The following is a 23,382-nucleotide window of genomic DNA, read 5'->3' on the forward strand; positions in this document are numbered from 1 at the left end:
GCTTGGCGCAGGCACTCCTCCATGGATTCAGAGCTCTTCGGCCATGAATTCCTTTAATTCCGGCGTCTGCGGATTTGAGAGGATATCAGCCCCTCCCGTCTCCCAAACTTTTCCGGTATGCATGTAGATGACGCGGTTGGCTGCCCGCTTGGCAAAGCCCATCTCGTGAGTGACGACGATCATCGTCATGCCGCCCCGCGCAAGATCTTCCATAACGCGCAGCACCTCGCCCGTTAGCTTCGGATCAAGCGCCGAGGTCACTTCGTCGAACAGCATCACCTTCGGCCGCATGGCGAGCGAGCGGGCGATCGCCACGCGCTGCTGTTGGCCACCCGAAAGCTGCTCGGGATAATTATCGATCTTCTCCGACAAGCCAACTTTGGCGAGAACCTCCCTCGCGATCTGGAACGCCTCGTCCTTATGCATCGACTTGACACGACGCGGTGCCAACATAATGTTTTCGGCAACCGTCATGTGCGGGAAGAGATTGTAGCTCTGGAACACCATGCCGATGTCGCGGCGCAGCTCCCTCAAATCTAGCTCCGGATCTTGTACGTGATGGCCGCAGACCTCTATCGTTCCGTCCTGGATCGTCTCCAACCGGTTGATGCAGCGAAGGGCCGTGCTCTTGCCAGAACCGGACTGGCCGATCAGCGCAACCACTTCGCCGGTGTTGATCTCGAACGAGACGCCTTTCAGCACCTCCAGGGCACCGAAGCGCTTGACGACATTGGTGAGTTTAACGACGGCCGGCATTGAGTTTCCTCTCGAGCGAACGGCTCCAGACCGACAGCGGAAAACAGACGCAGAAGTAGAAAAGCGCTGCAATGCCGAAGACCAGAAACGGCTGAAACATGGAGTTGTTGATGACCTGCGCTGCACGCGTCAGCTCCAAGAAGCCGACGACGGATGCGAGGGAGGTGTTCTTGACGAGCTGAACAAGGAAACCGACTGTCGGTGGCGTGGCGATTTTCAGCGCCTGTGGCAGGATGACGTCCCGCAGTGCCTGCCATCGCGAGAGCCCAAGGCATTCGGCAGCTTCAAATTGGGTCTTGGCTATGGATTCCACCGAGCCGCGCCAGATCTCGCCGAGATAGGAGCTCGAATAGACCATCATTCCGAGACCGGCGGCGACCAACGGCGGCACCGAGACGCCGAACACGCCAAGCCCAAAATATAGCAGGAACATCTGGATCAGCAGCGGTGTGCCTTGGACGATCTGAATATAGATGAGCGCCGTGCGCCGTAGCCAGCGGAAGCGCGATATCCGGGCCAGCATGACGAAAAAGCCGGCAAGGCCGCCAAGAATGAAGGCGAGCGCGGAGAGCACGACCGTCCAGAGCAGGCCGTCGAGCAGGTAGAAAAGGTGATTGGTCGAGAAAGCGCCGAGCATCATCACCTCACACGCCGAGCCCGAGCCGGCGGCGGCGCGGGAATGCGATGAGGCCAAGCCCGAAAAAGGCAGCACGCATCAGATAGGTGATCGCGATGTAGAGAAGCGCCACGACGAAATAGGTTTCCAGCGAGCGGAAGGTGTTCGACTGGATGTTGTTAGCAATGCCCGTCAACTCCTCAGCCGAGATCTGCGAGCAGATCGAGGTTGACAGCATCATCAGAATGAACTGGCTCGAGAGTGCGGGATAGACGCGCTCGATCGCCGGCAGAAGGATGATGTCGCGGTAGATCTGGAGCTTCGAAAGACCTAGCGCTTCTGCGGCCTCGATTTGGCTCGGATGGATAGAATCCATGCCGGCGCGAACGATCTCAGCGGTATAGGCCCCGACATTGATGACCATCGCGAATACTGAGGCCGCGATGATTGGCAACCGGAAACCGATCGACGACAGGCCGAAGAAGATGAAGAATATCTGGACGATGAACGGCGTGTTGCGAACCGTCTCGATATAGATGCTGACAATGCTTCGCAGGATGGCTGAGTTCGAACGGCGGCCAATAGCGCAGGCTACACCGATCGCCATGCCGATGATAACCGCAAACACCGTGATCTCGATTGTCGTCAGAGCACCGGATAGAAAGTCCTGCCAGTAGGGCAACAGTGCCCCGAAATCGAACTGATAATTCATGATTCCTCCCTGCGCTCCGGGTTTTTCCGGTGCCAATGTTTTATTATGTGAGCCAGACGTCATCGACGGGGATGACGGTACCGTGAACGTCGTTCGATGCTTCCCGTGTTAGGAACAGGACAGCCCGTCTTACCTCAGATCCGCGATGGCGATGTGGTCCATGTCGGTGAAGCTCTTGTTGTCACCGGCCATCGCCCAGATGAAGCTGTAATTCTTGGTGCCGACACCCGAGTGGATAGACCAGGACGGAGAGAGGACTGCCTGCTCGTTGGCGATCAGCATGTGGCGGGTCTGCTGCGGCTCGCCCATGAAGTGAAAGATGCGCTGATCGGCTTCCAGGTCGAAATAGAGATATGCTTCCATGCGCCGGTCATGGGTGTGCGATGGCATTGTGTTCCAGACGCTACCCTGCTCGATCATGGTGAAGCCCATGGTCAGCTGGCAGGACTGGCAGACTCCCGGGTGAATGAACTGGTAGATCGAGCGCTTGTTGGCGGTCGCCGCCTCGCCTGTGACCAGATGGCGGGCGTTGTCGCGGGTCAGGAGGACCGTCGGATGCGCCTGATGCGCCGGCGCAGAGACAAGGTAGAATTTTGCCGGGGTGCCAGCGTTGTCACTCTCGAAGAGGACATCCTTGGCACCCTTTCCAACATAGAGGCAAGCATATTTCGCCAGCGCATGGCTCTTGCCATCGACAATGATTCGGCCCGCGCCACCGACGTTCAGCGCGCCTAGTTCCCGCTCCGCCAGGAAGGTCTCCTGACCGATTTGGTTCGGTGCGCCAAGCGTCAGGCTTTCGCCGAGCGGCGTCACGCCACCAATGACCATGCGGTCATAATGCGAATAGGTGAGCCGAATCTCGCCGCCTGAGAAAATCGTCTCAACTAGAAAATGGCGGCGTAGCGTTTGAGTGTCGTAGTCGCGAACGGCCTCTGGATGGGAAGCATAACGGACATCGATCGTCATTGATTTTTCTCCTTCTCTTTTTTGGATGCCAGCGGAGAATTTGCATCCTCGATGTAATAGTTCGGATCCCAGAACACGGCCTTCTCGACTTCGCCGAGCAACTTGCCGAGGTGAAAGCCCATGGCGGCGGCAGCACCGGCCTTGTCTCCGGCCTTCATACAGTCGATTACTCCCGAATGCTCCTCGATGACGCGCGCAAGACGCCCTTCCTGCGGCAGTGTCAGCAGGCGGTAGCGATCGGAATGAACCTTCACCTGCTGGATGATCGCCCACATACCAGGGAAGCCGGCGATATCACTGATCAGCTTATGAAAATCGTTGTCAACAACGTGGAAGGACTCGAAATCACCATCATGCACGCAGGCTCTGAGATCATCTAGATTGCGCTCCAGTGAGCGAATGCCGGCCGGCGTTATCTTCTCGGTGGCGATAGAGACGGTCGTATCCTCCAGTGCCTTGCGCACTAGGATCGCCTCATAAAGTGCCCTGCGTGGAATTCGTGAAACAAAGGTCCCTGCTTGCGGAAAGACGTCAACGAGCCCATCGTCGGAAAGGCGCAGGATCGCCTCGCGGATTGGTGTGCGACTGACGCCGAACTGCGCCTGCAGTTCTTTCTCATTAAGAAGGTCCATCGGCTTGAGACGCAGTGAAATGATGTCGTTGCGTAGCGTGTCGTAAATCAGAGTTGCAGCGCGCGGGGCGGCTGCGCGCTCATAGGCGGGGTACGTGACACCGGCGATCGAGCGCTTCTTGCGGGCTTCGCTCATCGCGTCATCCTGCGCATGTCAGCGATCATGTGGCCTAAGTTATACTTCACCCTTAGCCCCTCCCGTTGGCTCACAGGAAGTAGTATATTAATATCCAAGTGAGCGCAAGCGGATCGAACCAACAATCATGAAAGTAGCACAATGTGTTGATTATCGCTCCAACTTCACCAATGGATGAAACCCATATGAAAAGAACAGATCGGAACGTTCAATTACCCCTGCGGGCCTGGGATGGAGTGACGCCAAACGCTTTTTTGAAACTTTGTGTAAAGGCACTATGCGATGCAAATCCCCATTTCTCAGCAATTGCCTTCGCGGAGAGATTGCTACTTTGATCGAGGTCGTCGCGAGCTTTTTGCAGGCGCAAAGCGCGCTGATACTCGCTGATCGTCTGTCCTACCGAAAGCAAGAAAGAATACTGCAGAGAGCGGACGCTAACAGCGCTCAGGCTAGCTAAGAATTCGGGAGAGCTTCTGTCCGCTGGATGCGCGTGGATATAATCGATCGCCCGCCGCACCTGTCTTGGTGCAACTAAGGGCACAGGCGCCGTCAGCGTCTGAGTATAGTTGTTCGGATAGTTTAAAAGGAAACTATCAATGACCAAATTTCCAACAGCCGACGAACGTGCATTGAGCGATCCCGCGAGTTGCTGGACCGATGAATTGTACAAAAACTCGACAAGAGCTGGAAGTCCTTTGAGATTTCGCTGATCCAAGGCACCCTTGCTAAATTCAACCGTGTGAACCACCGGCTTATCAAGCAATATGGACATCCGCTTGCAGAGAAGGTCATCAGAAATGACAACTGTTGAATGTTCACTTCCGTCCAGAACATCAACGTTGTCTGCGTGCCGGTAACCAATCACCTGATCGGCGGCGATCGTTAATTTATTGTCCTTGAAATGGTAATCCGTTGTCCCTTCGCTGACGAAATTGAAGAGAACAGAATCGAACATTTCGATGGGAGTAACGCGATAACTTCCAATTGTTTTCGACCATTCGAAGAAAACGTCATCGAGCACGGCGAGATGTCCGTTGACCCCGTACTTGTGGTGCGAGCCGAGTGGAGTTGCAGACACCGGGGCATAAGCGTCACTCAAATACTCCTCAACTTCTCCGATATCCCTGGACGAAATTTTGAGTTCTTTGTACGGACCGTTCGACATTCCTAACACATCCAAACACGTGTTAACTTCGCTAAAAAACGCATGAAACACGATTCAACCATACTCGAATCTTCTTATGCGTGGCAATGAAGCTCAGATTTTGTTTGAAATCGGTCGTTCAATGGACAGATACAAATTAAGCTACATAAATCGGTCACATGAAGTTCCTGCTTCAATCCGAGCCTCTGACAACCAGTTCTGCATTCCCAAAGGACGGTTCCAAATTTCGGCGGACCACTTTTTAATAGGCAAATCAGTTAACCTCCGTCAAACCGCGCAATAAACCTGCACCTCAGTGACATCACTGCACCTTAGAGGCACTCATCAGCGTTGTTCGCATTGAAGATTGACGGATACCGACTAATCTAAATTAGCAAAGATTGGCTTACTTTCTCCCCCAGGTGCCATTTGGTGGTCGGCGGAGGTAAGGAACAAGAGATCCGTATCCTGTCAATCTTTGCCTAAATGAGAATAGCTTTGGAGACAAACGTAGTGAGCAGACGCCTTGATGAGCAATCAATTAATTCGGCAGTGACGCTCTTATCCGCGCTGGAGAACCCAAAGAGACTCACGATACTTCGGATCCTCGTTGAGGGAGAAATGCCGGTGGGTCAGCTAGCAGAAAAGGTTGGCCTCAGCCAATCAGCGTTATCTCAACATCTTTCCAAACTGCGCAATGCAAATGTGGTGCAAACCCGCCGCGATGCCCAGACGATTTATTATTTCAGCCGCTCCGAGCCGGTACGGCAAATTTTAGCGGCTTTAGAAGAAATTTTCAGCGAGGAAGCACCCAGGCTCTCGGTTCCGGCCTGAAATAGGCCCACGCTTGTAGGCAATTCAGCTTTCTTCATACCGTCCCGGGTTTACATGACCGGCTGTTGACGCCGCGTCGCTCCCCGCAGACTGTTGGGACGTGGCCAACTGGATGGTCGTGCAAGACAAGCTCACATTTGCCAAAGAACTAGCCCCCGCCGTACAACAAGCGTATACTTCTCGATCAAGCAAGCTCGTTTACGCGTTGCTCGCGGTTTGGATGAGAAATGTACCGCTCGATTGCAGAGAAATAACCATAAATTTTAGTAGTAGTGGCGGAATTGCAGTAAAATTTTGCACCTCGACTAGGAAGTTCTGGCGAACAATCCAAAAAGTAGAACCCATAATATCTTTACGTCAATAATCAGAGCATTCGAATCATCTGAAAAGGCATATGTTTTAAATCGTGCTGTCTGGGGGCGGATGGAATGCAAAGTTACTCATTTGAAATATGGGACTGCGAAACTTGCGTTCGACGTGAAGTGGTGTGCGAAACGGACGTTGAGGCAGCTAATCGCGCTGCAATAGTCGCGCTTGCAATTTTCCTATTGAGGCGTCCGGATTTACGGGGGAGACTCAAAATTGTCGTTCGCAATGCGGATGGCTCTCGGCTCGGGGAGTTCTTAGCGTCCAAGCTCAGAGGCGGAGGCGGTGCATATACACTGGCACCGTAGGAGCGTGCCTTTTTGGGCGTCTGGTTGCTCGCCGCCCCTATCGCAACCGCGCGCGCTCTATGAACTTGTTACCGTTATTGAATGGACTCACACCTGTGGATGCCAGCAATGGAGTGCCATCGCCTTGAAAGGAATCGAACCGTCGACGACCACAAAACAACCTCTGCAAGCTTAGATCACTGATTGTTTGGCAGGATTTGACTCACTGGTGGTCCAAGTTATCGTCCGCACCCCCACTTTGCCAATCGCGCTGAACCGCGTAAAGCAGCTCAAGCTATTGGTCCGATGAATTACAATGTCGCGCCGAGATAATGATAAGAGCTGCGGCATTTACTATTCAGGCAATCAAGGCTGGAGCGTCAGCACCCCAATTCCAATAAAACCTCGTGCTTGCTAAGCGTTCGCAGCAACCCTTCAATATCCACCGGTCAAGAGAATGTTCTCTCCTGTCATGAAACTGCACGCCTGAGATGAAAGGAAGATGGCGGCCCCCACCATTTCTTCCGGCTGCCCGGCACGGCCCATCCAGTTTAGCGTACGGACGTAGTTGTCCCAGCCCTCGGGATCCTCGTCACGACGGTGGGCGTTGCGGTCGGTGTCTATGAGGCCGGGAGCGAGCGTATTGAGCAAGACATTGTCACGCGCATAATCCCGCGCCTGGCTCTGAATCAGATTATGCTGGGCAGCCTTGGTCGCGGCATAGGCGGTGACGATGCCCTTCGGTCGCAACTGATTGACCGAGCCGATAGAAACCACCCTGCCCCACTTACGGGCCGCCATGCGCGGAAGAGCCGCTTGAAGCATATCCACGGTCGAGCCAAGATTGACCGCCAGCTGAAACGCCAGATCGTTCGGCGTCAGTTCTGACAGCACAGCGTTGATCTGTGCGCTGGCATTGATGACAAGAATATCGACCGGGGCAATTGTCTCGGCGCGCTCGATGAGATCGCGGCCGGCACCGGGCTCTGAAAGATCGCCCGCCAGTTCTTGCACTTTGCCACCGCTTGCGACGATCTGGCGCTGAACGGCTGCAGCGGCTCCAGCCTTCACGCCATGCAGAATAACACGGGCCCCTGCGCCCGCTAGCCCCTGCGCGATGGCGGCACCTATGCCGCCGCTAGAACCTGTGACGAGCGCAGTGCGGCCCGTCAGTCCAAACACACTTTCGAGACGCATGCGTTTATCCTTCAAACACAGAAATCCGCGCCCCGGCGGTTCCGGGACGGCAGGAAAACAGGCCGCCCGAGAGCGGCGCCTCGGCAAGCGTGGACGCCGGCAGGCGCGTCCGGGCGCTGGTGATGAACAGCGTCGAAAGATCCGGCCCGCCAAAGGCAATGCTGGACGGGCGCGGCACCGGCATGTCGATGACCTGGTCTAGCTTGCCGTCCGGAAGATAACGGCGCACGCACCAGCCGTCCCAGATTGCACACCAGACCCCTCCCTCCACATCCACGGCTAGGCCATCAGGCCGACCGTCAGCGACGGGAATGCGTGCGAACTCGCGCCGATTGGACAGCGTTCCATTGACAGTGTTGCAATCATAGGCGTGGATGAGACCAGGAACCGTGTCAACGAAGTAGAATGTTTTCCCATCGGGGCTCCAGCCGAGTCCATTGGAAACGATGATGCCACCCTCCTTGCGCTCGAAAGCGCCATTGGCATTGATCCGATAAAGCGCGCCTGTTGGCTTGGATGCATCAATTCTCATCGATCCAACCCATATCGCCCCGTCGGGCCCACATTTGGCATCGTTAAGGCGATTATCGGCGATGCCTGCCTCCGGGCTCACAAAGGGGGTGAGGCGTCCGGACGAAAAATCAAGCCATTCGATCCCATCCTGAGACGCGACGAGCAGACGTCCACCGCGAACCGGAATGACCGCACTGACCAACTTGCCGGTCTCGCAGGTCTCGTTACGCCCTGTCGCCGGATCAAAGCGATGAACGGCGGGGTGAAGGATGTCCACCCAGTAGAGAGCGTTCTCGCCGTCATGCCACACGGGGCTCTCGCCGAGCTGTGCACCCCATGGAAGGATACACGTCAAATCGGCGCTTGGTCGGCCCGTTGCCGATCGCGGCCTTGGTCTGGAACTGATAGCGACGGCCCCGGCGGCACCAGTGATGCGACGCGCGGCGGCAATCAGTTCACGTCCGGCAGGATGAATGATGGAGGTATCAAGCCGTGATGAGGGTCCAAGCGCGACCAGCACGCCCATCGGCGTATTATCACGGCCTATTACAGGGGCCGCAACCGAATTCACGCCCGGCAGATGCTCCTCATAAGATATCGAATAACCACGCGCTCGCGTCAATGTAAGGTCAGCCTGGAGCGCATCGAGCGTCGTGATGGTTTTGGCTGTCTGCGGGTCGAGCGGCAGGCGATCCAGCAGGGCCCGACCGACGGCCGGGTCCTGAAAGGCGAGCAGCGCCTTGCCAGGTGCCGTGCAATGCAGGGGGACGCGGCGCCCTACCTCGACGCGCACGGAAAGACCATTCGGCGAACGCTCGGCCAGATATTGCGTCATCGTGCCGTCAAGCCGACACAGCGCAACTGTCTCGCCCAGCTCGGCCGCCAGCCGCTCGAGCTCTGGGGTCGCCGCCGAGAGGAGATCAAAACTCTCCCAGACCTTGTGGGACATTTCCAGAAAACGCTGGCCAAGAACATAAGTGCCACGGGCCGCATCCTGCCGGACAAGGCCGTAGGCGATAAGGGTGCGCAGGATGCGTGCAAAGGTCGGCTTCGGCAGTCCGGAAGCGCGCAATAACTCAGCAAAACGTGGCGGTTCGGGCGCATCGGCAACCATGTCGAGCAGGGTTAGCCCCTTGGCCAGCGCCGCCGTGCCGCCAGGCGTCTCAGGCTTCATCGCCTCTGCTCCTTCGCGCACCGCCCCCGCCTTGCGGCCGCCGCGTCGTTCAGCATCCGGTCCATCGTCCATTCTGCTTCAAACCCCAATTTGTTTCTGATCCGCTCGTTGGACGTATGGTAATAAACGCCATCGCCGGGAAAATCGACCGTGACGATGGGAAGGCCGGTCAGCGCTGCAATCTTCGGCAGAAGTGCGGCGAAATCGACTGGTTCGTCGGCACCTAGATTGAAGGTACCTCCAGCCGCCTCGGGGTGATCGAGAGCGAGCAGAATGCCTGCCACCATGTCGCGCGTATCGGTGATGTGCATACGGAACGGTCGGCCGTTTTCATTGCGCGCCAGAATGTGCGAGGGCTCATCAATGTCTTTGGACTGAAGCAGTTCGGCGATAGCCGTGTTTCCGAAATTCTGCTGCTGGCGAATGCGCGGCCGTAGGAAAAAGCGAGGACCGGAAAAGAAACTGTCTTCATCCAGAAGTTCCGCCGCATCCTGCGTATGTGAGAACCTCAGGATCACCGTTTCCATGGAGCTAGTCCGTTGATAAAATCCTACCAGCTCTTCGCCCAGCAGCTTCGTCAAACCATAGGGCGAATTGGGACGAAGCGGATGGTCTTCGGTGACCGGCAGGAACTCCGGGCGGTTTTCAGGATACACTTCACCAGAAGATGCAAAGACGAACCGGCGAACTCCAGCCGCCGAGGCCGCGTCCAAAAGCCGACGCGTGCCCTCGACATTGGCAGCGAACATGCGGTCGCGATCAGCGGGTACCCAGGACATGAAGGCTCCCAGATGCAGGACCGCACTCACGCCGACCATGGCTTTGGAAATGGCCTGGGCATCCTCCAGCGACCCGACAGTTTCCTCGCCACCGGTTCCTGACGGCTTCAGATCGAGGCCACGAACGGTGCGGCCACCAGCGCGCAACGCGGCAACCACGGCGCGGCCGACACGGCCTGCCGATCCGGTGACCAGGATCATAGCCGTGCTCCGGTCTTTGCATCAAAGAGATAGAGCTGAGCTGGATCGAAACCGAGCCGCAGCGCCTCATCGCCAGCAAGGCTGCCGGTATGGGAGACGCGGGCGATCAGCCCCTTGGACTTGCCCTCTTCGCCATCGGCCACCCTTGCGCCGCCATCATCGAAATAGACGTATTTCTCCGATCCCAGACTTTCCACCAGCGTCGGACGGACGTTGAACATCACGGGCGCATCGCCCAGCGTCAGATGCTCCGGTCGCAGGCCGACAACGAAATTTCCTTCATGGGCTCGGGCTTTAGGCATCGTTACCGTTTGGCCAAACAGTGTCAGCGTACCGTTGCGCAGTTCCGCATTGAGGAAATTCATGCCCGGCGAGCCGATGAAACCAGCAACGAAAAGATTGGCCGGATTATTGAAGAGCTCGTCCGGTGCAGCGATTTGCTGGATGACGCCACCCTGCATGATAACCACCCGGTCCGCCATGGTCATGGCTTCCACCTGGTCATGCGTTACATAAACGGTGGTGACACCGATACGTTTGTGCAGGGCGCCGATTTCGGCGCGCATATGGACACGCAGCTTGGCGTCGAGGTTGGAAAGCGGCTCATCCATCAGGAAGGCCTGCGGCTGGCGCACGATGGCGCGGCCCAGCGCGACGCGCTGCCGCTGGCCGCCCGACAGATCCTTGGGCTTGCGGTCGAGATAGGGTGTCACTTCTAGGATGCGCGCCGCATCGTTGACCCGGCGGTCGAGCTCGGCCTTGTCGGTGCCGCGCATCTTTAGGCCGAAGCCGATATTCTGGCGAACGGTCAGGTGCGGATAAAGCGCATAGTTCTGGAAGACCATGGCGATGTCGCGGTCACCCGGTGCCAGATCCGTGACCTCATTGTCGCCGATGAATATCTGCCCGTCGCTTGCCGGTTCGAGACCGGCAAGGATTTTCAACATCGTCGACTTGCCGCAGCCGGAAGGCCCGACCAGAACCACGAACTCGCCGTTCTCGATCTCAAGCGAAAAGGGCCTGAGTACATTGAGCGCGCCATAAGATTTGCTGACATTGCGAATGGATATATTGGCCATGCTTATTTCTCCGCGCCAGCGGTGAGGCCGCCGACCAAATAACGTTCCAGGAACAGGTAGATTGCGATGATCGGCAGCGCGATGAACACCGATGCGGCGGATATGTCATTCCAGTAGGTGACGTATTCGCCCTGCATCGTGGTGATGCCGAGATTGGCCGTCCAATTGTCCGGCGAGTTGACGAGGAAGGTGCGCGCATAGGCATAATCTGCCCAGCTGAGCACAAAGGCATAAAGGGCTGTGGCTGCAAGACCGGGTGTGGCGATCGGAAGCACGACGCGCACCATCGCGCCGATCGGCGAGCAACCGTCCACCATGGCGGCCTGTTCCAGTTCTTTGGGAATGGTGTCGAAATAGCCCTTTAGCATCCACGTGGCGAACGGAATGATCATCGTCGAATGCGCCAGCACCAGCGTCCACAGGCTGCCGATCAGGCCGAAGCTGGAAAAGATGGAAAACAGTGGAATGACCAGCAGCGTCGCAGGCAGCATCTTCGCCGTCAGTACGAAGAGACCCATGGTCGCGCCGCCCCTCATGGAGTAGCGCGAGAGCGCATAACCGGCGCTGACCGAAACCAGCATCGACAGCGCCACAGAACCGATGGCCGCCAGCATCGAATTCCAGAGCCAGAGCAGGATCGGTTTTGCCGCCCAGACGCGGGCGAAAATATCCCACTGCGCGTCTTCCGGCCAGAAGGTCGGCGGCAGCCGGTACAGCTCATCGGTGGTGGAAAGTGCTGTGACAAGAAGCCAGTAAACCGGGAAGAGGATCATCACCAGCGTGAAGATGACGGTCGCGTAAAGAGCAAGGCTCTGCAAAAATGTTCGCTTCATCAAAGCCTCCTCAATAGATCGATTTAGAACGCCGGCCGAGCATCAACAGGCTCGCGACGATGCAGATCGCCAGTGTCAGCACGCCGACGGCGGCGGCACGGCCGAAATTGTGGTACTGGAAGGCCTGGTCATAGGTCATGATCGACAATGTCTGGGTCGAACGCAGCGGCCCGCCGCCGGTCAAAACCTTGATGATCGAAAAGTCGCGGAACACCCAAAGCAGCGTCAGCACCAGCGTCACGCCCAGAACCGGCATCAACAGCGGCATAGTGATCCAGCGGAAACGCTGCCAGACACTTGCGCCATCCACCTTTGCGGCCGCGTAATAATCGGCGGGAATGGACTGCAGGCCGGCGAGACACATGATCGACACGAATGGAAAGCCCTTCCACACCATGGTGATGGCAACGGCCCAGAAGGCGGCCGTGGAACTGCTGACCCAGGGTATCATCTGGTCAGTGAAACCGAGCTGGATCGCCAGCCAGCCGAACAGGCCAAAGGAGGTGTCAAACATCCATGCAGAAATGACGACCGCGATGATTTCCGGGACAGCCCAGGGCAGCGCCATTCCCAGCCGCGCGACGGTGCGGCCCTTAAAGCGGTTGTTGGCGAGAAGCGCCGTGCTCAGACCAACGGCAACACTGCCGACGGTGACAACTATAACCAGCTTCAACGTCACCCAGCAGGCCAGCCAGAATTCCGGTGACGAAAACAGCCAGTTGTAATTGGCCAATGAGAATGGTCGGCTGGCGCCACCGAGCCTTGGAATCTTAACCTGCTGGAACGACAGGTCGATGGCCAAAACGAGCGGCCAGACGATGATGGCGGCAACCATCAGGACCGCGGGTGCGATCAGAATATAGCCGAGAAGATGTTGCCGGCTGGGACGCGCAAGATCGAAAAACTTGCGACGCCCAGCCCGAACGGATTCGGTCATGGATAGTCCTCCTGCCGGATGCGGATGATGGCCATGGCCCTTTAAGAGGGCCATGGCGAGACATTGGGATTAACCCTTGATGGCTTCCGCCTTTGCCTGCATGGTCTTCGCCACCTCTGCCGGATCGAGATCCTGTATGATCATCCGCTGGCTTTCTTCCATCACCATCTTGCTGAACTCATTGTAGAAGAGCTCAAGTCCGGTCGGAACGCGGTCGATACCCGCCTCGGATGCCGCCTTCATCGTGGCGATGAGTACGGGAAAATGCGGGATGGTCTTTTCGACACCCGAGACGTCGGCCTTCGGGCTTGGCGGAGTGTTGCCGCCAAGTGTGGCATAGCTGCGCTGGAATTCCGGCGACATCGTCAGCTTGATGAAATCCCAGACCAATGCCTTCTGGTCGTCGGGAATATCAGCCGGCATGGCCAGCACGTTGGACGATCCACCGAGCGGCGGATGAAACGGCGGTGCTGCGTAAACAATGTCATTCTTGGCCGAACCCTTTTCGGTCGTGCCGTACAGCCAGGGCCCATCGAAGCGCATCGCCATTTTGCCGTCGGCAAAGAGCTTGCGTACGTCGCTGGCGCTCATGTCAACCGGGCTGATGCCGCTTTTCATGACGGTTTTCCACCGGCTCAAGCCTTCCGCCATCTGCGGCGTATCGATGGTGATGTTGCCGTCCTTGTCGGTCCAGTAGGCGCCTGCATCAAGGATGTAGTTCAGCATTTCCGTCAGATATTGCCCCGGACCGCCTTTGGTTTCATGGCCGGTGCCAAACTGGTCGATGATGCCATCACCATTGAGATCCTTGGTCGTCGCCTTTGCTGCGGCCAAAAACTCGTCGTAGGTCTTCGGAACCGCGACGCCCGCTTCTTCCAAAATCTTCTTGTTATAGGCCATGACGAAGCCGAAATAGTTGGTCATGATGCAGACAGTTTCGCCGTTCCACTCGCATTTCTGCTGGCCGGCCCAACCGGTCATGTCGATGGTGTCTTTCTTGAGCCACGGGTCGAGAGGTTCGAGCCAGCCGCTATCTGCAAACATCTGAAATTCGAATGACGCCAAATGCACGATCTGCGGCGGCTGGTTGGCCGCGAAAAGCGTTGTCATCGTGTCGGCATAGGAACTACGCTCCGCTTTGGTGAATTCGATTTTCACGCCCGGATGCTGTTTTTCAAAGGTAGCAATGGCAGAGCGCCACCATTCGCCCGTGCCGGCATCGTCCGTTTGCCAGGAGATGAACTTCAGCACAGTATCGGCCATGGCGGGAGCAAATCCGCCCAGCGTCATCAACAATGCGGTCGCTGTGCCAAGCGCCAGAGTTCTCATTCTTTTGGTCATGGGTTCCTCCTCCAAAAAACCAATTCAGATACGTTCAAGAAGGGCGAGCGCCGCCTCCGACGGCTTGACGCCAAGTCCCGGGCCGGCCGGCAGGTAATATCTTCCTTCCCGGCAATCCATGTCACCGGTAAGCAGGCGACGGTTGGGCTCGAAAATCGAGTGCTGGAACTCGTGGCTGTTTAAAGTCGGCAATGTCGATGATGCCTGCAGGCTGGCGGCAAGGAAGATGCCGGCACCGACTGTCGCGTGCGGAATGACGTCAATGCCATGCTCGGCAGCAAGAACGCCGATGCGGATAAAATTGGTGATGCCTTTGTGCCCCATTTCCGGCTGCACGATCGCGATGCGGCAGCGCTCGACGCGGGCGCGCATGTCCCAATGGGTGCGCCATTCCTCGCCAACGGCGATCGGTATATCTGTTCCTTTCGATACCTTTTCCAATCCGGCAATATCCTCCGTCCAGACCGGCGCCTCAGCGAACCACGGATCGAACAATTTCATCTCGGCAATCAGTTCCAGCGCGCGTTCCGGCGTCTGGTTCCAGTGCATGTCGGCGGCAATTTTTGCCTGTGGGCCAAGGACGTGCCGAAGATTGGCGATTTCCGCCGCCGGGCCATCGTCAGCCACCGGCGTTGCGAATTTGAAGGCGTTGAAACCACGGTCCTGCCAGTATTTAGCCAACTCCCCCCGCTCTCTCAACGTCTTTTCCGGCAGCCCGGAAACATAGGCCGAGAAGCTGTCCAGGCCGCCGCCGAGAAGGTCGCGAACCGATTTTCCGGCTTCCTGGCCGGCGATATCCCAGAGCGCAATATCGAGTGCGGCGAGCGCATCAACGTAAAAGCCCCCGGTGTAACCGCGCACGCGCATCATGTCGTAAAGATCGTCATAGATCGCAGAGGGATCGGAGGCGTCGCGGCCGATCACGAACCCGGCCAGCAGATCGTTGATGATTGCCGCCACCGCACCGGGCGCGACGATACCATAGGTCTCGCCCCAGCCGACAACGCCGGCCTTGGTCGTCATCCGCACTAGCACGCTGCGGTCAAAGGTAGGATAGACCGTTCGATTGCCCTTGCGCACGATATAACCGTTTGGATTGACGACCTCGCCTTCCCTGAGTGCGCCAAGATACGGAACCTTACGTGGCTGTGTCAGCGTAAAGACCTCGACGGTTGCGACAGGGCTGTTCATGCGGCCTCCGGGGCCGCAAGGCCCAGCTCAACCAGATTGGCGTCGATATCGGCAATGGCCGCCGCATCAAGCTCGGGTGTCGGCGCACGCACACTCACGCCTTCGATTACGCCACGACGCGCCAGCACATATTTGGTCAACCGCATGCGATAAACCGCCTGTAACACCAGAAGCGGCAAGGTGCGGACATAGATCTTGCGAGCCTCCTCCCGTCGCCCCGCGACAAGTGCCCGGTCGATGGCCACATGTTGCTCAGCGATCTCCAGCGCCGGCATGGCCGCCGTGGCACCACGTGCATATTCGTCGAGAATGTAGCGCGCGCCACCACCGCCGATGACGCCCTTCAGCGTCGCGGGCGCTTGGGCAATGATGTGGCTGATGGCGGGGCCAGCGGGGAGCGTCTCTTCCTTTACATAGGTGACCTTAGGCAAGGCACGCACGATCTCCACGATCGCCTGCGGCGAGAGGTCGGAGCCGCGCGGCGCAGGCGCGTTCTGCAGGATGATTTCAACTTCGGGAAGTGCTTCGACAACCCTGCCAAGGAATTCGGTCAGCGCCGGTACATCCGTGCCGACCGATTTGGGCGGCTGGACCATCAGGTGATGAATGCCAAGCGCCGATGCCGCCCGTCCATGCTCGACCACGTCACGCCAGTCGGCAGCACTGGCGCCGGCGACGACCGGCACCCGCCCAGCCGCAGCATCCACGACGATCTTCAGCAGGGTTGCGCGCTCGGCGGCGCTCAAAGTCTCCACTTCGCTAGCGAAACCGGGAAAGACGATTCCATCCACGCCCTTGTCGAGCGCAAAGACCACAAGCCGCTTCATGCCTGCTTCGTCAATGCCGCCATCAGCCAGAAACGGCGTGGGCAGAACGGGCAAAATCCCCCTGAGGTCAACCACCATCTTATCCTCCCAAATTAGTATCATATATTGACACCTTGAATTCACTAATTGACACTATCTAGTCTTCCGACTTATGACAAGCCCACAAATGAAATGAATGAGGAGGTCAAGACATGGCAGCACTGCCGACATCGATCATCGTTGACTGGGGTACGACATCACTACGAGCGACGCTGGCTGGTGAAGGCGGCGAAGAGCTCGATCATCTTGAAACTGCCGACGGCATTACAAGCCTTGATAAGGGTAAGCATGAGGCGGCGCTGATGGCTGCGCTTGCACCCTGGTTCTCACTTCACGGGGCCTTGCCCGTTGCCGCACTCGGTATGATCACTAGCCGCAATGGCTGGGTCGAGGTCGCTTATGTTCCGTGCCCGGCAGGCCCTGCAGAACTTGCCGCCGGCACGGTGCGAGGCTTGCTGCCGAACGGGTCCGATCTCGTTTTCCTGCCCGGTTTGAACGACCCCGCGCGCCAGCCCTTCCCGGACGTGATGCGCGGTGAGGAAACCCAGATCGTTGGCCACGGCCTTGGCGGAGACGCCACCCTTATCGTCCCCGGCACCCACAGCAAGTGGGCGCGCATTAAGGGGGGACGAATCGATGGCTTTCAGACATTCGTGACTGGTGAAATTTTCAACCTTCTCATCAATCACTCCTTCATTGCGCGAGGTTCCGCGCAGCCGCCGGTCGATGATCCGGAAGCCTATCGCTGGGGTTTGAGAGAGGCAAAGCAATCTGCCGCCATGCTGTCGCTGCTGTTTTCATCGCGAACCGGCGGCCTTGTCGGCCACCTATCGTCGGAGCAGCTGCGTTCCTATGTGCGGGGACTGGTCATCGGGCAGGAGTTTCGGCAAGCCCGAGAAGCCGGATGGTATGCTGAAGGAGAAGACGCAGCTATCGTCGGTAATGACGGGCTCAACGATCTCTACGTGGTTGCCGCAGATATATTCGGTCTCAAGACATCCGTGGCTGTGGATGACACCCTGACGAAAGGGGCGCTGGCTATCCTTAAGCAAACACTATCTTAACCTCGATTTTCCGCCGAGCCCCAGATTGCGTCATTCGTCTTTCAAGCCAGATGTTTCAGGACTGCCATGCACGACTTCCCAGCTAATATCGGCACCAGTCGACACGAAAACGATATCATTGCCATTCTTGCCCGCCTTCAGCGCATCGGTCTTCCAGACAACCCGATCGCCTTGTATGGATCCTCCTCATTTCGGATCTGGAGCTCAGTCGCCGAGGATCTTGGCTCGCTGGATATCGTCAATCTCGGATTTGGCGGCGGCACGTACCTTTCTGCCAGCCACTACCTGCACCAAGTCCTTGTTCCACTGAAGCCAGCCAAAGTGCTGCTTTATTTCGGTGAGAACGATATTGCTAGCGACGGCCTCAAGGCTGAAACAACCCTTCGGCACCTGCAGGATTTGCGTGATCGCATCTCTCAAGCGTTACCACGCGCGGATGTGGTTGTTCTGGCGATCAAGCAAAGTCCAGCGCGCTGGATTTATCGCCATGAATTCGATCTCTTTAACCAAGAGGCGCGCGACTGGTGTAACAGTTGCGAACACACGACGTGGTTTGACCCGAACGTCGGCCTCATCGGGGAAAACGGACTGCCCATGTTCCGTTATTATTTGCCAGATCTGGTTCATCTAAATGGAGCAGGATATGCGGTTTGGTCGGAAGCGCTCAGAACAACCTCGGGTCTGCTGAACTGAGGCAAGCGGCAAACCTCTTGTAGCTCTTGACAGGATTCGAACCGTAACCAGACAAATCTTAGCTCATACAAATCAGATACGTCTCTGATTTTAAAGATTAAGTGACTTCATTCCGCCGCCACCTTCTCATCTGCCTTCCGGCTTTCCCATTCCTGTGGTGTCAGCGTATTGATATCGAACTGATCACGGGTGCGGGTATAAGTGTGCCCACCCATGCGGCCGACGGCATCCATGAGCTGCTGGTCAATGTGCAGATTGGACGCATTCACCGCATCGCTGCGGACGAATACGCCGACGACTTCTCCGAGGATGATTTCGCGGGCCGGGCCGACCTGAAGCGTCGTGTGCCGGCGACATTCCAGGGCAGCGGGGGCGGCGAGGATACGGGGGCTTTTCACCATCTGGCCGGGTGCCGTGGCAAGGCCCGCCTCCTCCATCTCGTCAACTTCGGGGCCAAACTTGATGGCGCAGACTTCCATCTGGTCGACCAGCGCGTTATCGCAGATGTGGACAGTGAATTCGCCGGTCTCGCGGATATTACGGGCGGTGTCCTTGAAGCGCATGTCCGAATAGTTCTAGACGCCGATGGCGACGATTGCCGGGTCGTGGGTCAGGACATTGAAGAAACTAAAGGGACCGGCGTTTGGCTGCTCGTCCTTGTTCACCGTCGTCACCAGTGCGATCGGACGCGGAATGACGGTTCCGATCAGGATTTTGTAGCGTTCGCGTTCGCTGAGTTTTGCGAAATCGAAATGCGAGTGTTCGGTCATATTAGTCCTCGGCAGCGATGCGGTGGGTTTCAAGCGGGGGTGTGGCGGGAGAGGTTTTCAAACCCGTCCTTGGTGACGACATACATGTCACCGACATTACAGCCTGCCAACAGAAGATTAGCGGACCAACTGCGTTTGGAAGCGTGCTTACTTTTTGCCACAAATATTTCGATAAAAGATTGAGATGCCTTGTTCAGCACCTTTAAGAGTGGCAGGCATTATTTGATTTGATAATTGACTTTACCCTGGAGGACCTTTTGTTCAGAAATCTGGCTTTCGTTTCGGTGCTTGTTGCAGGTGCAGCCCAAGCTGCAGATCAGACCTACATTGTGACAGGTGGACAAGTGAGTGTTCCAGTGGGCCTTACTGTTCAGGTCAAAACAATCACGGTCAGCGACGCTTCAACGAAGGTACGCTTGCTTGCAAGTTTCGACAGTCATCAAACGCTCTCCGTCAACATGAACGATGGCGAGAATGCCTATCTGTCCTGGGGCGAAGGCGAGCAGGATCGGCTGCATATGCGTCAGATTGCTGATAACAAGTGGATGCGCATCTCCAATGGAAAGACGATGGAAGGTGACCTTGTCTTTCCCGGCGTTTTCCCCCCGGAGGTGAAAAAAGTGTCGCTCGTCTTCAATCCTGGCAAATCCGGTGATGATACGAGCGCACCTGGCGTAACGGTGCCCTTGGAACTGAAACAATGAGATGGGCGATTATTCTGTCGCTTTTTCTCACAAGTCCAGCCGCTGCATCGCAATATTCCATCACCGTGACGTCCACGCCGCCGGACGAGCAGCTATCGAGTTTCCGCGAAATCGAATTCGCTGCTTCCACGTTCAAAGAGCATACCGAGCAGAGTACAGGTTCGTTCTCGTCTGAAACATCATCCTTTGGCCTGAAGGATATGGACGACGAGACGCGATTGAAAACCGAGGACACGCTCGTCAAACTCGGAGCAAGGCAGGTGAATGGCCGCATTCTGGTGAGCCTGCCGAGCGATGTTTTGTTTGATTTCGACAAGTCCAACATCCGACCAGACGCTGAAGCAACTCTCTCGCAACTGTCGGAGGTGTTGATAACAATGCACGACAGTCGCGTTGAAATTACCGGCCACACCGATTCAAAGGGGAGCGATGGATACAACGACAAGCTTTCCATCCGCAGGGCCAATTCGGTAAAGGCGTGGCTCGAAGAAAATGGCGTTACGCAGAAGATGAGCACCGCGGGCAAGGGCGAACGATTTCCTGTGGTTCCAAACCAAACGGCGTCGGGCGCAGACGACCCTGTTGGGCGACAAAAAAACCGTCGTGTAGAATTTGTAATCGGAGGGAATTGATATGGCGCTGGTTGTTTGTCCAGAATGCGAGGGCCGGGTATCTGAAAAGGCGTTCGCCTGCCCTGCCTGCGGTTATCCGATGAGCGGCAAAGATCCTAAAAGCGGCTGGCCGGGCGTTATCGGAGGTATCGCTGGAACCTATATCTCGGCGCAAGCTCTCATCACGATCATCGTCGGATGCGTCATGTTCCTGTCTTTCGCCGCGATCATGATCGCGGCGATCTTGAGTTGATTTCGCGAAATTTACGCTGACAGCCTGCTGGTGACAAGCAGACCTCAGAGCGAAATGCCATCGAGCCCTTCGGGAGTGTCACCGATTGTGCGGAGCTCGTAGCCGGTTCGGCTGGGAGTTTCCACGGGAAAGCGGCGACTATTCATGATGCGTCTAATGCTGCGTCCACCGCAGCATGTCGACATCGTATCCGAGCGCCTTGGCCCTCTCGACGAGCATGTTACGGGCCTTTTGTGTGGGTTTTGGTACCCGCGTCAGAATCCATAAATAACGACCCGAAGGTTCGCCGACTATCGACCAAGAATAGTCCGCGGCGCGATCCAGGATCCAGTAATTCCCGTAAATTGGGCCGAAGAACGATACTTTTAGCTTGGCGTTGCCGCTATCCGGCACAGTTTTTGCCCTGCCTTCGGATTCTTTACGCCTACCGTGTACTCCGCCTTCCAGGCAGGTGTTGAGCACGCGGACCATGCCATCTTTTCGAAGTGAGTAGTCAGCAGTCACGGCCTCGCAATCGCGCTCAAACTGGTTCTCATAGCGCGCCAGCTCGAACCAGTGACCTAGGTATCGGTCGATTTCGACCGGTTTGACTGGCTGAGGCACCGACGGATTGCCTGATGGCCCTACTGGGCTGCACGCAGCCAACACGGCGCCAAACATCGTTATGATTGCGATATTTAGTTTCATGCCGTCAGAATACATTGGGTGACCGAAAGTTCCAGCCGCTCGTTCGCTATGGAGGGCGCGCCCATCCCCGGCTAGCCGTAGAGATCGTACTATCAGAGCCTATCAATTATCAGTGCCGCCAACCGCCGAAGTTTCGCAAGGCCACGTAAAACAACCTTCACCGCCTTGATAGGAATCGGACCTTCGACAAGAATAGCGGAATCCAATAAAAACAGTGAATTCTTGGTTTTTGGTGCATCGTTGCTCTCCCGCTCTTTTCTGGGGAGAAAACGAGTTTCTTACGGATGCCTCAGAGGCCAGCCTCTTCATTGACGTTATGCGTCAGCGTCGGCGGACCTCTGAGTGTTCTGATCGGCACAGTCGCTGAGGTGAGGGAACAAAGTGGAGGCCCGTGCATTACTCAGCGTTGTTACTATTTTGGCGGTAGGCATGGACCAACGCGATAACTGGCATCTGACTGATTTACTTCATGCCGAACGGGGTAAAGCTGATCCCTTTGCTGCTGCCGTTCGGTCCACCCGAATGCCGATGGCGATCACCGATCCTGCCCAGCCAGACAACCCGATTGTCTTCGTTAACGAAGCATTTCAGCTTCTCACTGGTTACAGCCGCGAAGAGTGCATCGGGAGAAATTGCCGGTTTCTTCAAGGTCCAAACACTGACCCTATAGCTGTCGCAAAAGTGGGTGAGGCAATTGGGAGAGGCGAGGATATCGCCATCGATTTGCTCAACTATAAAAAAGATGGCACCACCTTTTGGAACGCTCTTTACCTTAGCCCAGCGCGCGGCGAAGACGGAACAGTGCAGTTCTTCTTCGCCTCCCAGTTAGACGTGACGGAACGGGTGGAAGCACAAAGGCGAATTGCTAACCAGAAGGAGCATGTTGATCACGAGGTTAGGGTTCGGACTGCTGATCTTGAGGCATCGATGGAAGCACAATCGCTGCTTCTCCATGAGGTCGACCACCGGGTTAAAAACAACCTGTCTGTAATCGGTTCATTGCTACGGATGCAAATCCGCGAGACGGAAGAGCCAATTGTCAGGCGAGCTTTGCGATCAACAATGGAACGAGTTGACGCGATGGCCGCGATTCATCGGCGCCTATATCAGGCAGATGATGTTCGATATTTCGAGTTATCGTCATTTGTTTCAAATCTAATTCAGGATGCAGTGAGCGCCAGTGCCTATGACACGTTGACTATCGAATCCAGCATTCAGCGGACAGTCTTGCCGTCCGAGCAAGCAACCTCCGCCGGGCTCTTGATAAACGAGGTACTCCTTCACCTCTTCGACAGCTATCTGCCGCTATCGGCTGTGAAAGTCAGTTGCCATTCGGACGGGACGACCATCACAATCACCGTTGGCAATCGGCTGTCGAGCAAAACCCCGCAACACGAATTGTCTCCTACAAGTGGCAAACTTATTACCAGATTAGCATCGCAGCTGAAGGCACATGTGACCTGGGATTGTTCGCTTGACGACATGAGCGCGACGATCCGTATTCCAGTGAGCAATAATCATGCAGAGACCTAAGCCGCCCCTCAACATCCTGATCGTCGAGGATGAGCCGCTGATCGCAATGGATCTGGAAATGATGGTGGAAGACGCTGGGCATTCCGTCATTGCGGAAGCGACGTCACTTTACGACGCGGAGGCATTGGCGGCAGACCTGCTACCGCACCTGGCTTTTGTTGATATTCAATTGGCGCAAAACACCAGCGGCCTTGATGTTTCGAAACTCATACGGAAACGGTGGCCTAACACCATCATCGTGTTCGTTACTGCAAATCCGAAGATCATTCCTGCCGATTTTGCCGGCGCTCACGGTGTCATGCCCAAACCGCTGTCGCGGAACGGCTTTCTCTCAGCCATGAAATACCTGCAAGAGGGCGTCTGCGATCCGCCGCCGACCGTCCAGCAGCCGAACAGCTTCACGGCCTCGCCGGCATTTGCAGCTTCATGGGAAGAGTAAGGGTGCGGTCGGAGTGTGGGTCAAAGCAATCCATAGTCCGACCGCGTCGCAAGTATCGTCACGCGACGG

The 23,382-nt window shown here is 56.5% G+C and carries 24 protein-coding genes and 1 pseudogene; 8 read left to right on the top strand and 17 right to left on the bottom strand.

Going from position 1 to position 23,382, the window contains the following annotated elements; translation table 11 throughout:
- Nucleotides 1–27 precede the first annotated feature (27 nt).
- From ABUK73_RS20635 to ABUK73_RS20660, 6 genes are all read right to left on the bottom strand, one after another.
- On the bottom strand, nucleotides 28–756 hold the full coding sequence (locus ABUK73_RS20635) for an amino acid ABC transporter ATP-binding protein (protein ID WP_077121740.1): 729 nt from the start codon (nucleotides 754–756) through the stop codon (nucleotides 28–30).
- Nucleotides 740–1,393 carry an amino acid ABC transporter permease gene (locus ABUK73_RS20640; RefSeq protein WP_062451825.1) on the bottom strand — a complete coding sequence of 218 codons (654 nt, stop codon included), beginning with the start codon at nucleotides 1,391–1,393 and terminating at the stop codon, nucleotides 740–742. Before ABUK73_RS20640 ends, ABUK73_RS20635 begins: the two co-directional genes overlap by 17 nt.
- 7 nt (nucleotides 1,394–1,400) lie before the next feature.
- Complete coding sequence (locus ABUK73_RS20645; RefSeq protein ID WP_077106952.1) at nucleotides 1,401–2,084, bottom strand: amino acid ABC transporter permease; 684 nt, start codon at nucleotides 2,082–2,084, stop codon at nucleotides 1,401–1,403.
- A 129-nt stretch (nucleotides 2,085–2,213) separates the two neighbouring features.
- Nucleotides 2,214–3,050, bottom strand: a complete 837-nt coding sequence (gene kduI, locus ABUK73_RS20650) for a 5-dehydro-4-deoxy-D-glucuronate isomerase (RefSeq protein ID WP_077106953.1) — start codon at nucleotides 3,048–3,050, stop codon at nucleotides 2,214–2,216.
- Nucleotides 3,047–3,817: a GntR family transcriptional regulator gene (locus ABUK73_RS20655; RefSeq protein WP_077106954.1), complete on the bottom strand. Its 771-nt coding sequence runs from the start codon at nucleotides 3,815–3,817 to the stop codon at nucleotides 3,047–3,049. Before ABUK73_RS20655 ends, kduI begins: the two co-directional genes overlap by 4 nt.
- 208 nt (nucleotides 3,818–4,025) lie before the next feature.
- Nucleotides 4,026–4,982, bottom strand: a complete 957-nt coding sequence (locus ABUK73_RS20660) for an AraC family transcriptional regulator (RefSeq protein WP_353578922.1) — start codon at nucleotides 4,980–4,982, stop codon at nucleotides 4,026–4,028.
- A gap of 492 nt (nucleotides 4,983–5,474) precedes the next feature.
- On the opposite strand from ABUK73_RS20660, the gene ABUK73_RS20665 reads away from it, so the two are divergent.
- Nucleotides 5,475–5,795 (top strand): ArsR/SmtB family transcription factor, encoded by a 321-nt coding sequence (locus ABUK73_RS20665; protein WP_454892401.1) that lies wholly within the window; start codon nucleotides 5,475–5,477, stop codon nucleotides 5,793–5,795.
- A 1,088-nt stretch (nucleotides 5,796–6,883) separates the two neighbouring features.
- Here ABUK73_RS20665 and ABUK73_RS20670 read toward each other — a convergent pair.
- The 9 genes from ABUK73_RS20670 to ABUK73_RS20710 all read right to left on the bottom strand — a co-directional run bounded on the left by ABUK73_RS20670 (nucleotide 6,884) and on the right by ABUK73_RS20710 (nucleotide 16,598).
- A complete protein-coding gene (locus tag ABUK73_RS20670; RefSeq protein ID WP_353578923.1) occupies nucleotides 6,884–7,645 on the bottom strand; it encodes an SDR family NAD(P)-dependent oxidoreductase in 762 nt (253 codons plus the stop codon).
- A gap of 4 nt (nucleotides 7,646–7,649) precedes the next feature.
- The gene (locus ABUK73_RS20675) at nucleotides 7,650–9,332 is read right to left on the bottom strand and encodes an SMP-30/gluconolactonase/LRE family protein (protein WP_062451860.1); all 1,683 of its coding nucleotides are present in this window, start codon (nucleotides 9,330–9,332) and stop codon (nucleotides 7,650–7,652) included.
- Nucleotides 9,329–10,312, bottom strand: coding sequence for an NAD-dependent epimerase/dehydratase family protein (locus tag ABUK73_RS20680; protein WP_062451859.1), 984 nt, complete (start codon nucleotides 10,310–10,312; stop codon nucleotides 9,329–9,331). The genes ABUK73_RS20675 and ABUK73_RS20680 overlap by 4 nt, the downstream gene beginning before the upstream one ends.
- Complete coding sequence (locus tag ABUK73_RS20685) at nucleotides 10,309–11,391, bottom strand: ABC transporter ATP-binding protein (RefSeq protein ID WP_353578924.1); 1,083 nt, start codon at nucleotides 11,389–11,391, stop codon at nucleotides 10,309–10,311. Before ABUK73_RS20685 ends, ABUK73_RS20680 begins: the two co-directional genes overlap by 4 nt.
- Nucleotides 11,392–11,393: 2 nt before the next feature.
- The gene (locus ABUK73_RS20690) at nucleotides 11,394–12,224 is read right to left on the bottom strand and encodes a carbohydrate ABC transporter permease (RefSeq protein WP_062451857.1); all 831 of its coding nucleotides are present in this window, start codon (nucleotides 12,222–12,224) and stop codon (nucleotides 11,394–11,396) included.
- A 10-nt stretch (nucleotides 12,225–12,234) separates the two neighbouring features.
- Nucleotides 12,235–13,161: a carbohydrate ABC transporter permease gene (locus ABUK73_RS20695; protein ID WP_353578925.1), complete on the bottom strand. Its 927-nt coding sequence runs from the start codon at nucleotides 13,159–13,161 to the stop codon at nucleotides 12,235–12,237.
- 69 nt (nucleotides 13,162–13,230) lie between these two features.
- Nucleotides 13,231–14,502 (bottom strand): ABC transporter substrate-binding protein, encoded by a 1,272-nt coding sequence (locus ABUK73_RS20700; protein WP_062451855.1) that lies wholly within the window; start codon nucleotides 14,500–14,502, stop codon nucleotides 13,231–13,233.
- A 24-nt stretch (nucleotides 14,503–14,526) separates the two neighbouring features.
- On the bottom strand, nucleotides 14,527–15,693 hold the full coding sequence (locus ABUK73_RS20705) for a mandelate racemase/muconate lactonizing enzyme family protein (protein ID WP_062451854.1): 1,167 nt from the start codon (nucleotides 15,691–15,693) through the stop codon (nucleotides 14,527–14,529).
- The gene (locus ABUK73_RS20710; protein ID WP_062451853.1) at nucleotides 15,690–16,598 is read right to left on the bottom strand and encodes a dihydrodipicolinate synthase family protein; all 909 of its coding nucleotides are present in this window, start codon (nucleotides 16,596–16,598) and stop codon (nucleotides 15,690–15,692) included. Before ABUK73_RS20710 ends, ABUK73_RS20705 begins: the two co-directional genes overlap by 4 nt.
- Nucleotides 16,599–16,711: 113 nt before the next feature.
- Here ABUK73_RS20710 and ABUK73_RS20715 point away from each other — a divergent pair, with 113 nt between their 5' ends.
- Together ABUK73_RS20715 and ABUK73_RS20720 are read left to right on the top strand one after the other, a co-directional pair.
- Complete coding sequence (locus tag ABUK73_RS20715) at nucleotides 16,712–17,623, top strand: 2-dehydro-3-deoxygalactonokinase (RefSeq protein ID WP_062451852.1); 912 nt, start codon at nucleotides 16,712–16,714, stop codon at nucleotides 17,621–17,623.
- A gap of 66 nt (nucleotides 17,624–17,689) precedes the next feature.
- Complete coding sequence (locus ABUK73_RS20720; RefSeq protein ID WP_062451851.1) at nucleotides 17,690–18,316, top strand: GDSL-type esterase/lipase family protein; 627 nt, start codon at nucleotides 17,690–17,692, stop codon at nucleotides 18,314–18,316.
- A gap of 107 nt (nucleotides 18,317–18,423) precedes the next feature.
- On the opposite strand, the pseudogene ABUK73_RS20725 reads toward ABUK73_RS20720, so the two are convergent.
- Nucleotides 18,424–19,086 (bottom strand): annotated as a pseudogene (locus ABUK73_RS20725) (flavin reductase family protein).
- A gap of 257 nt (nucleotides 19,087–19,343) precedes the next feature.
- On the opposite strand from ABUK73_RS20725, the gene ABUK73_RS20730 reads away from it, so the two are divergent.
- Genes ABUK73_RS20730 through ABUK73_RS20740 form a run of 3 tightly spaced genes read left to right on the top strand, consistent with a single transcriptional unit; the run spans nucleotide 19,344 to nucleotide 20,654 of the window.
- Nucleotides 19,344–19,790: a hypothetical protein gene (locus ABUK73_RS20730; RefSeq protein WP_062450646.1), complete on the top strand. Its 447-nt coding sequence runs from the start codon at nucleotides 19,344–19,346 to the stop codon at nucleotides 19,788–19,790.
- Complete coding sequence (locus ABUK73_RS20735) at nucleotides 19,787–20,422, top strand: OmpA family protein (RefSeq protein WP_062450645.1); 636 nt, start codon at nucleotides 19,787–19,789, stop codon at nucleotides 20,420–20,422. The genes ABUK73_RS20730 and ABUK73_RS20735 overlap by 4 nt, the downstream gene beginning before the upstream one ends.
- A 1-nt stretch (nucleotide 20,423) precedes the next feature.
- On the top strand, nucleotides 20,424–20,654 hold the full coding sequence (locus ABUK73_RS20740; protein WP_062450644.1) for a hypothetical protein: 231 nt from the start codon (nucleotides 20,424–20,426) through the stop codon (nucleotides 20,652–20,654).
- 153 nt (nucleotides 20,655–20,807) lie between these two features.
- Here ABUK73_RS20740 and ABUK73_RS20745 read toward each other — a convergent pair whose 3' ends face one another.
- Nucleotides 20,808–21,356: a lipocalin family protein gene (locus tag ABUK73_RS20745; RefSeq protein ID WP_233125014.1), complete on the bottom strand. Its 549-nt coding sequence runs from the start codon at nucleotides 21,354–21,356 to the stop codon at nucleotides 20,808–20,810.
- Nucleotides 21,357–21,770: 414 nt separating this feature from the next.
- Here ABUK73_RS20745 and ABUK73_RS20750 point away from each other — a divergent pair, with 414 nt between their 5' ends.
- On the top strand, nucleotides 21,771–22,874 hold the full coding sequence (locus ABUK73_RS20750; protein ID WP_353578926.1) for a histidine kinase dimerization/phosphoacceptor domain -containing protein: 1,104 nt from the start codon (nucleotides 21,771–21,773) through the stop codon (nucleotides 22,872–22,874).
- Nucleotides 22,861–23,313 (top strand): response regulator, encoded by a 453-nt coding sequence (locus tag ABUK73_RS20755; protein WP_353578927.1) that lies wholly within the window; start codon nucleotides 22,861–22,863, stop codon nucleotides 23,311–23,313. The genes ABUK73_RS20750 and ABUK73_RS20755 overlap by 14 nt, the downstream gene beginning before the upstream one ends.
- The last annotated feature ends 69 nt before the right edge of the window (nucleotides 23,314–23,382 follow it).

Origin of the sequence: Agrobacterium vacciniicorymbosi, assembly GCF_040427045.1 — a bacterium.
GTDB lineage: Bacteria > Pseudomonadota > Alphaproteobacteria > Rhizobiales > Rhizobiaceae > Agrobacterium.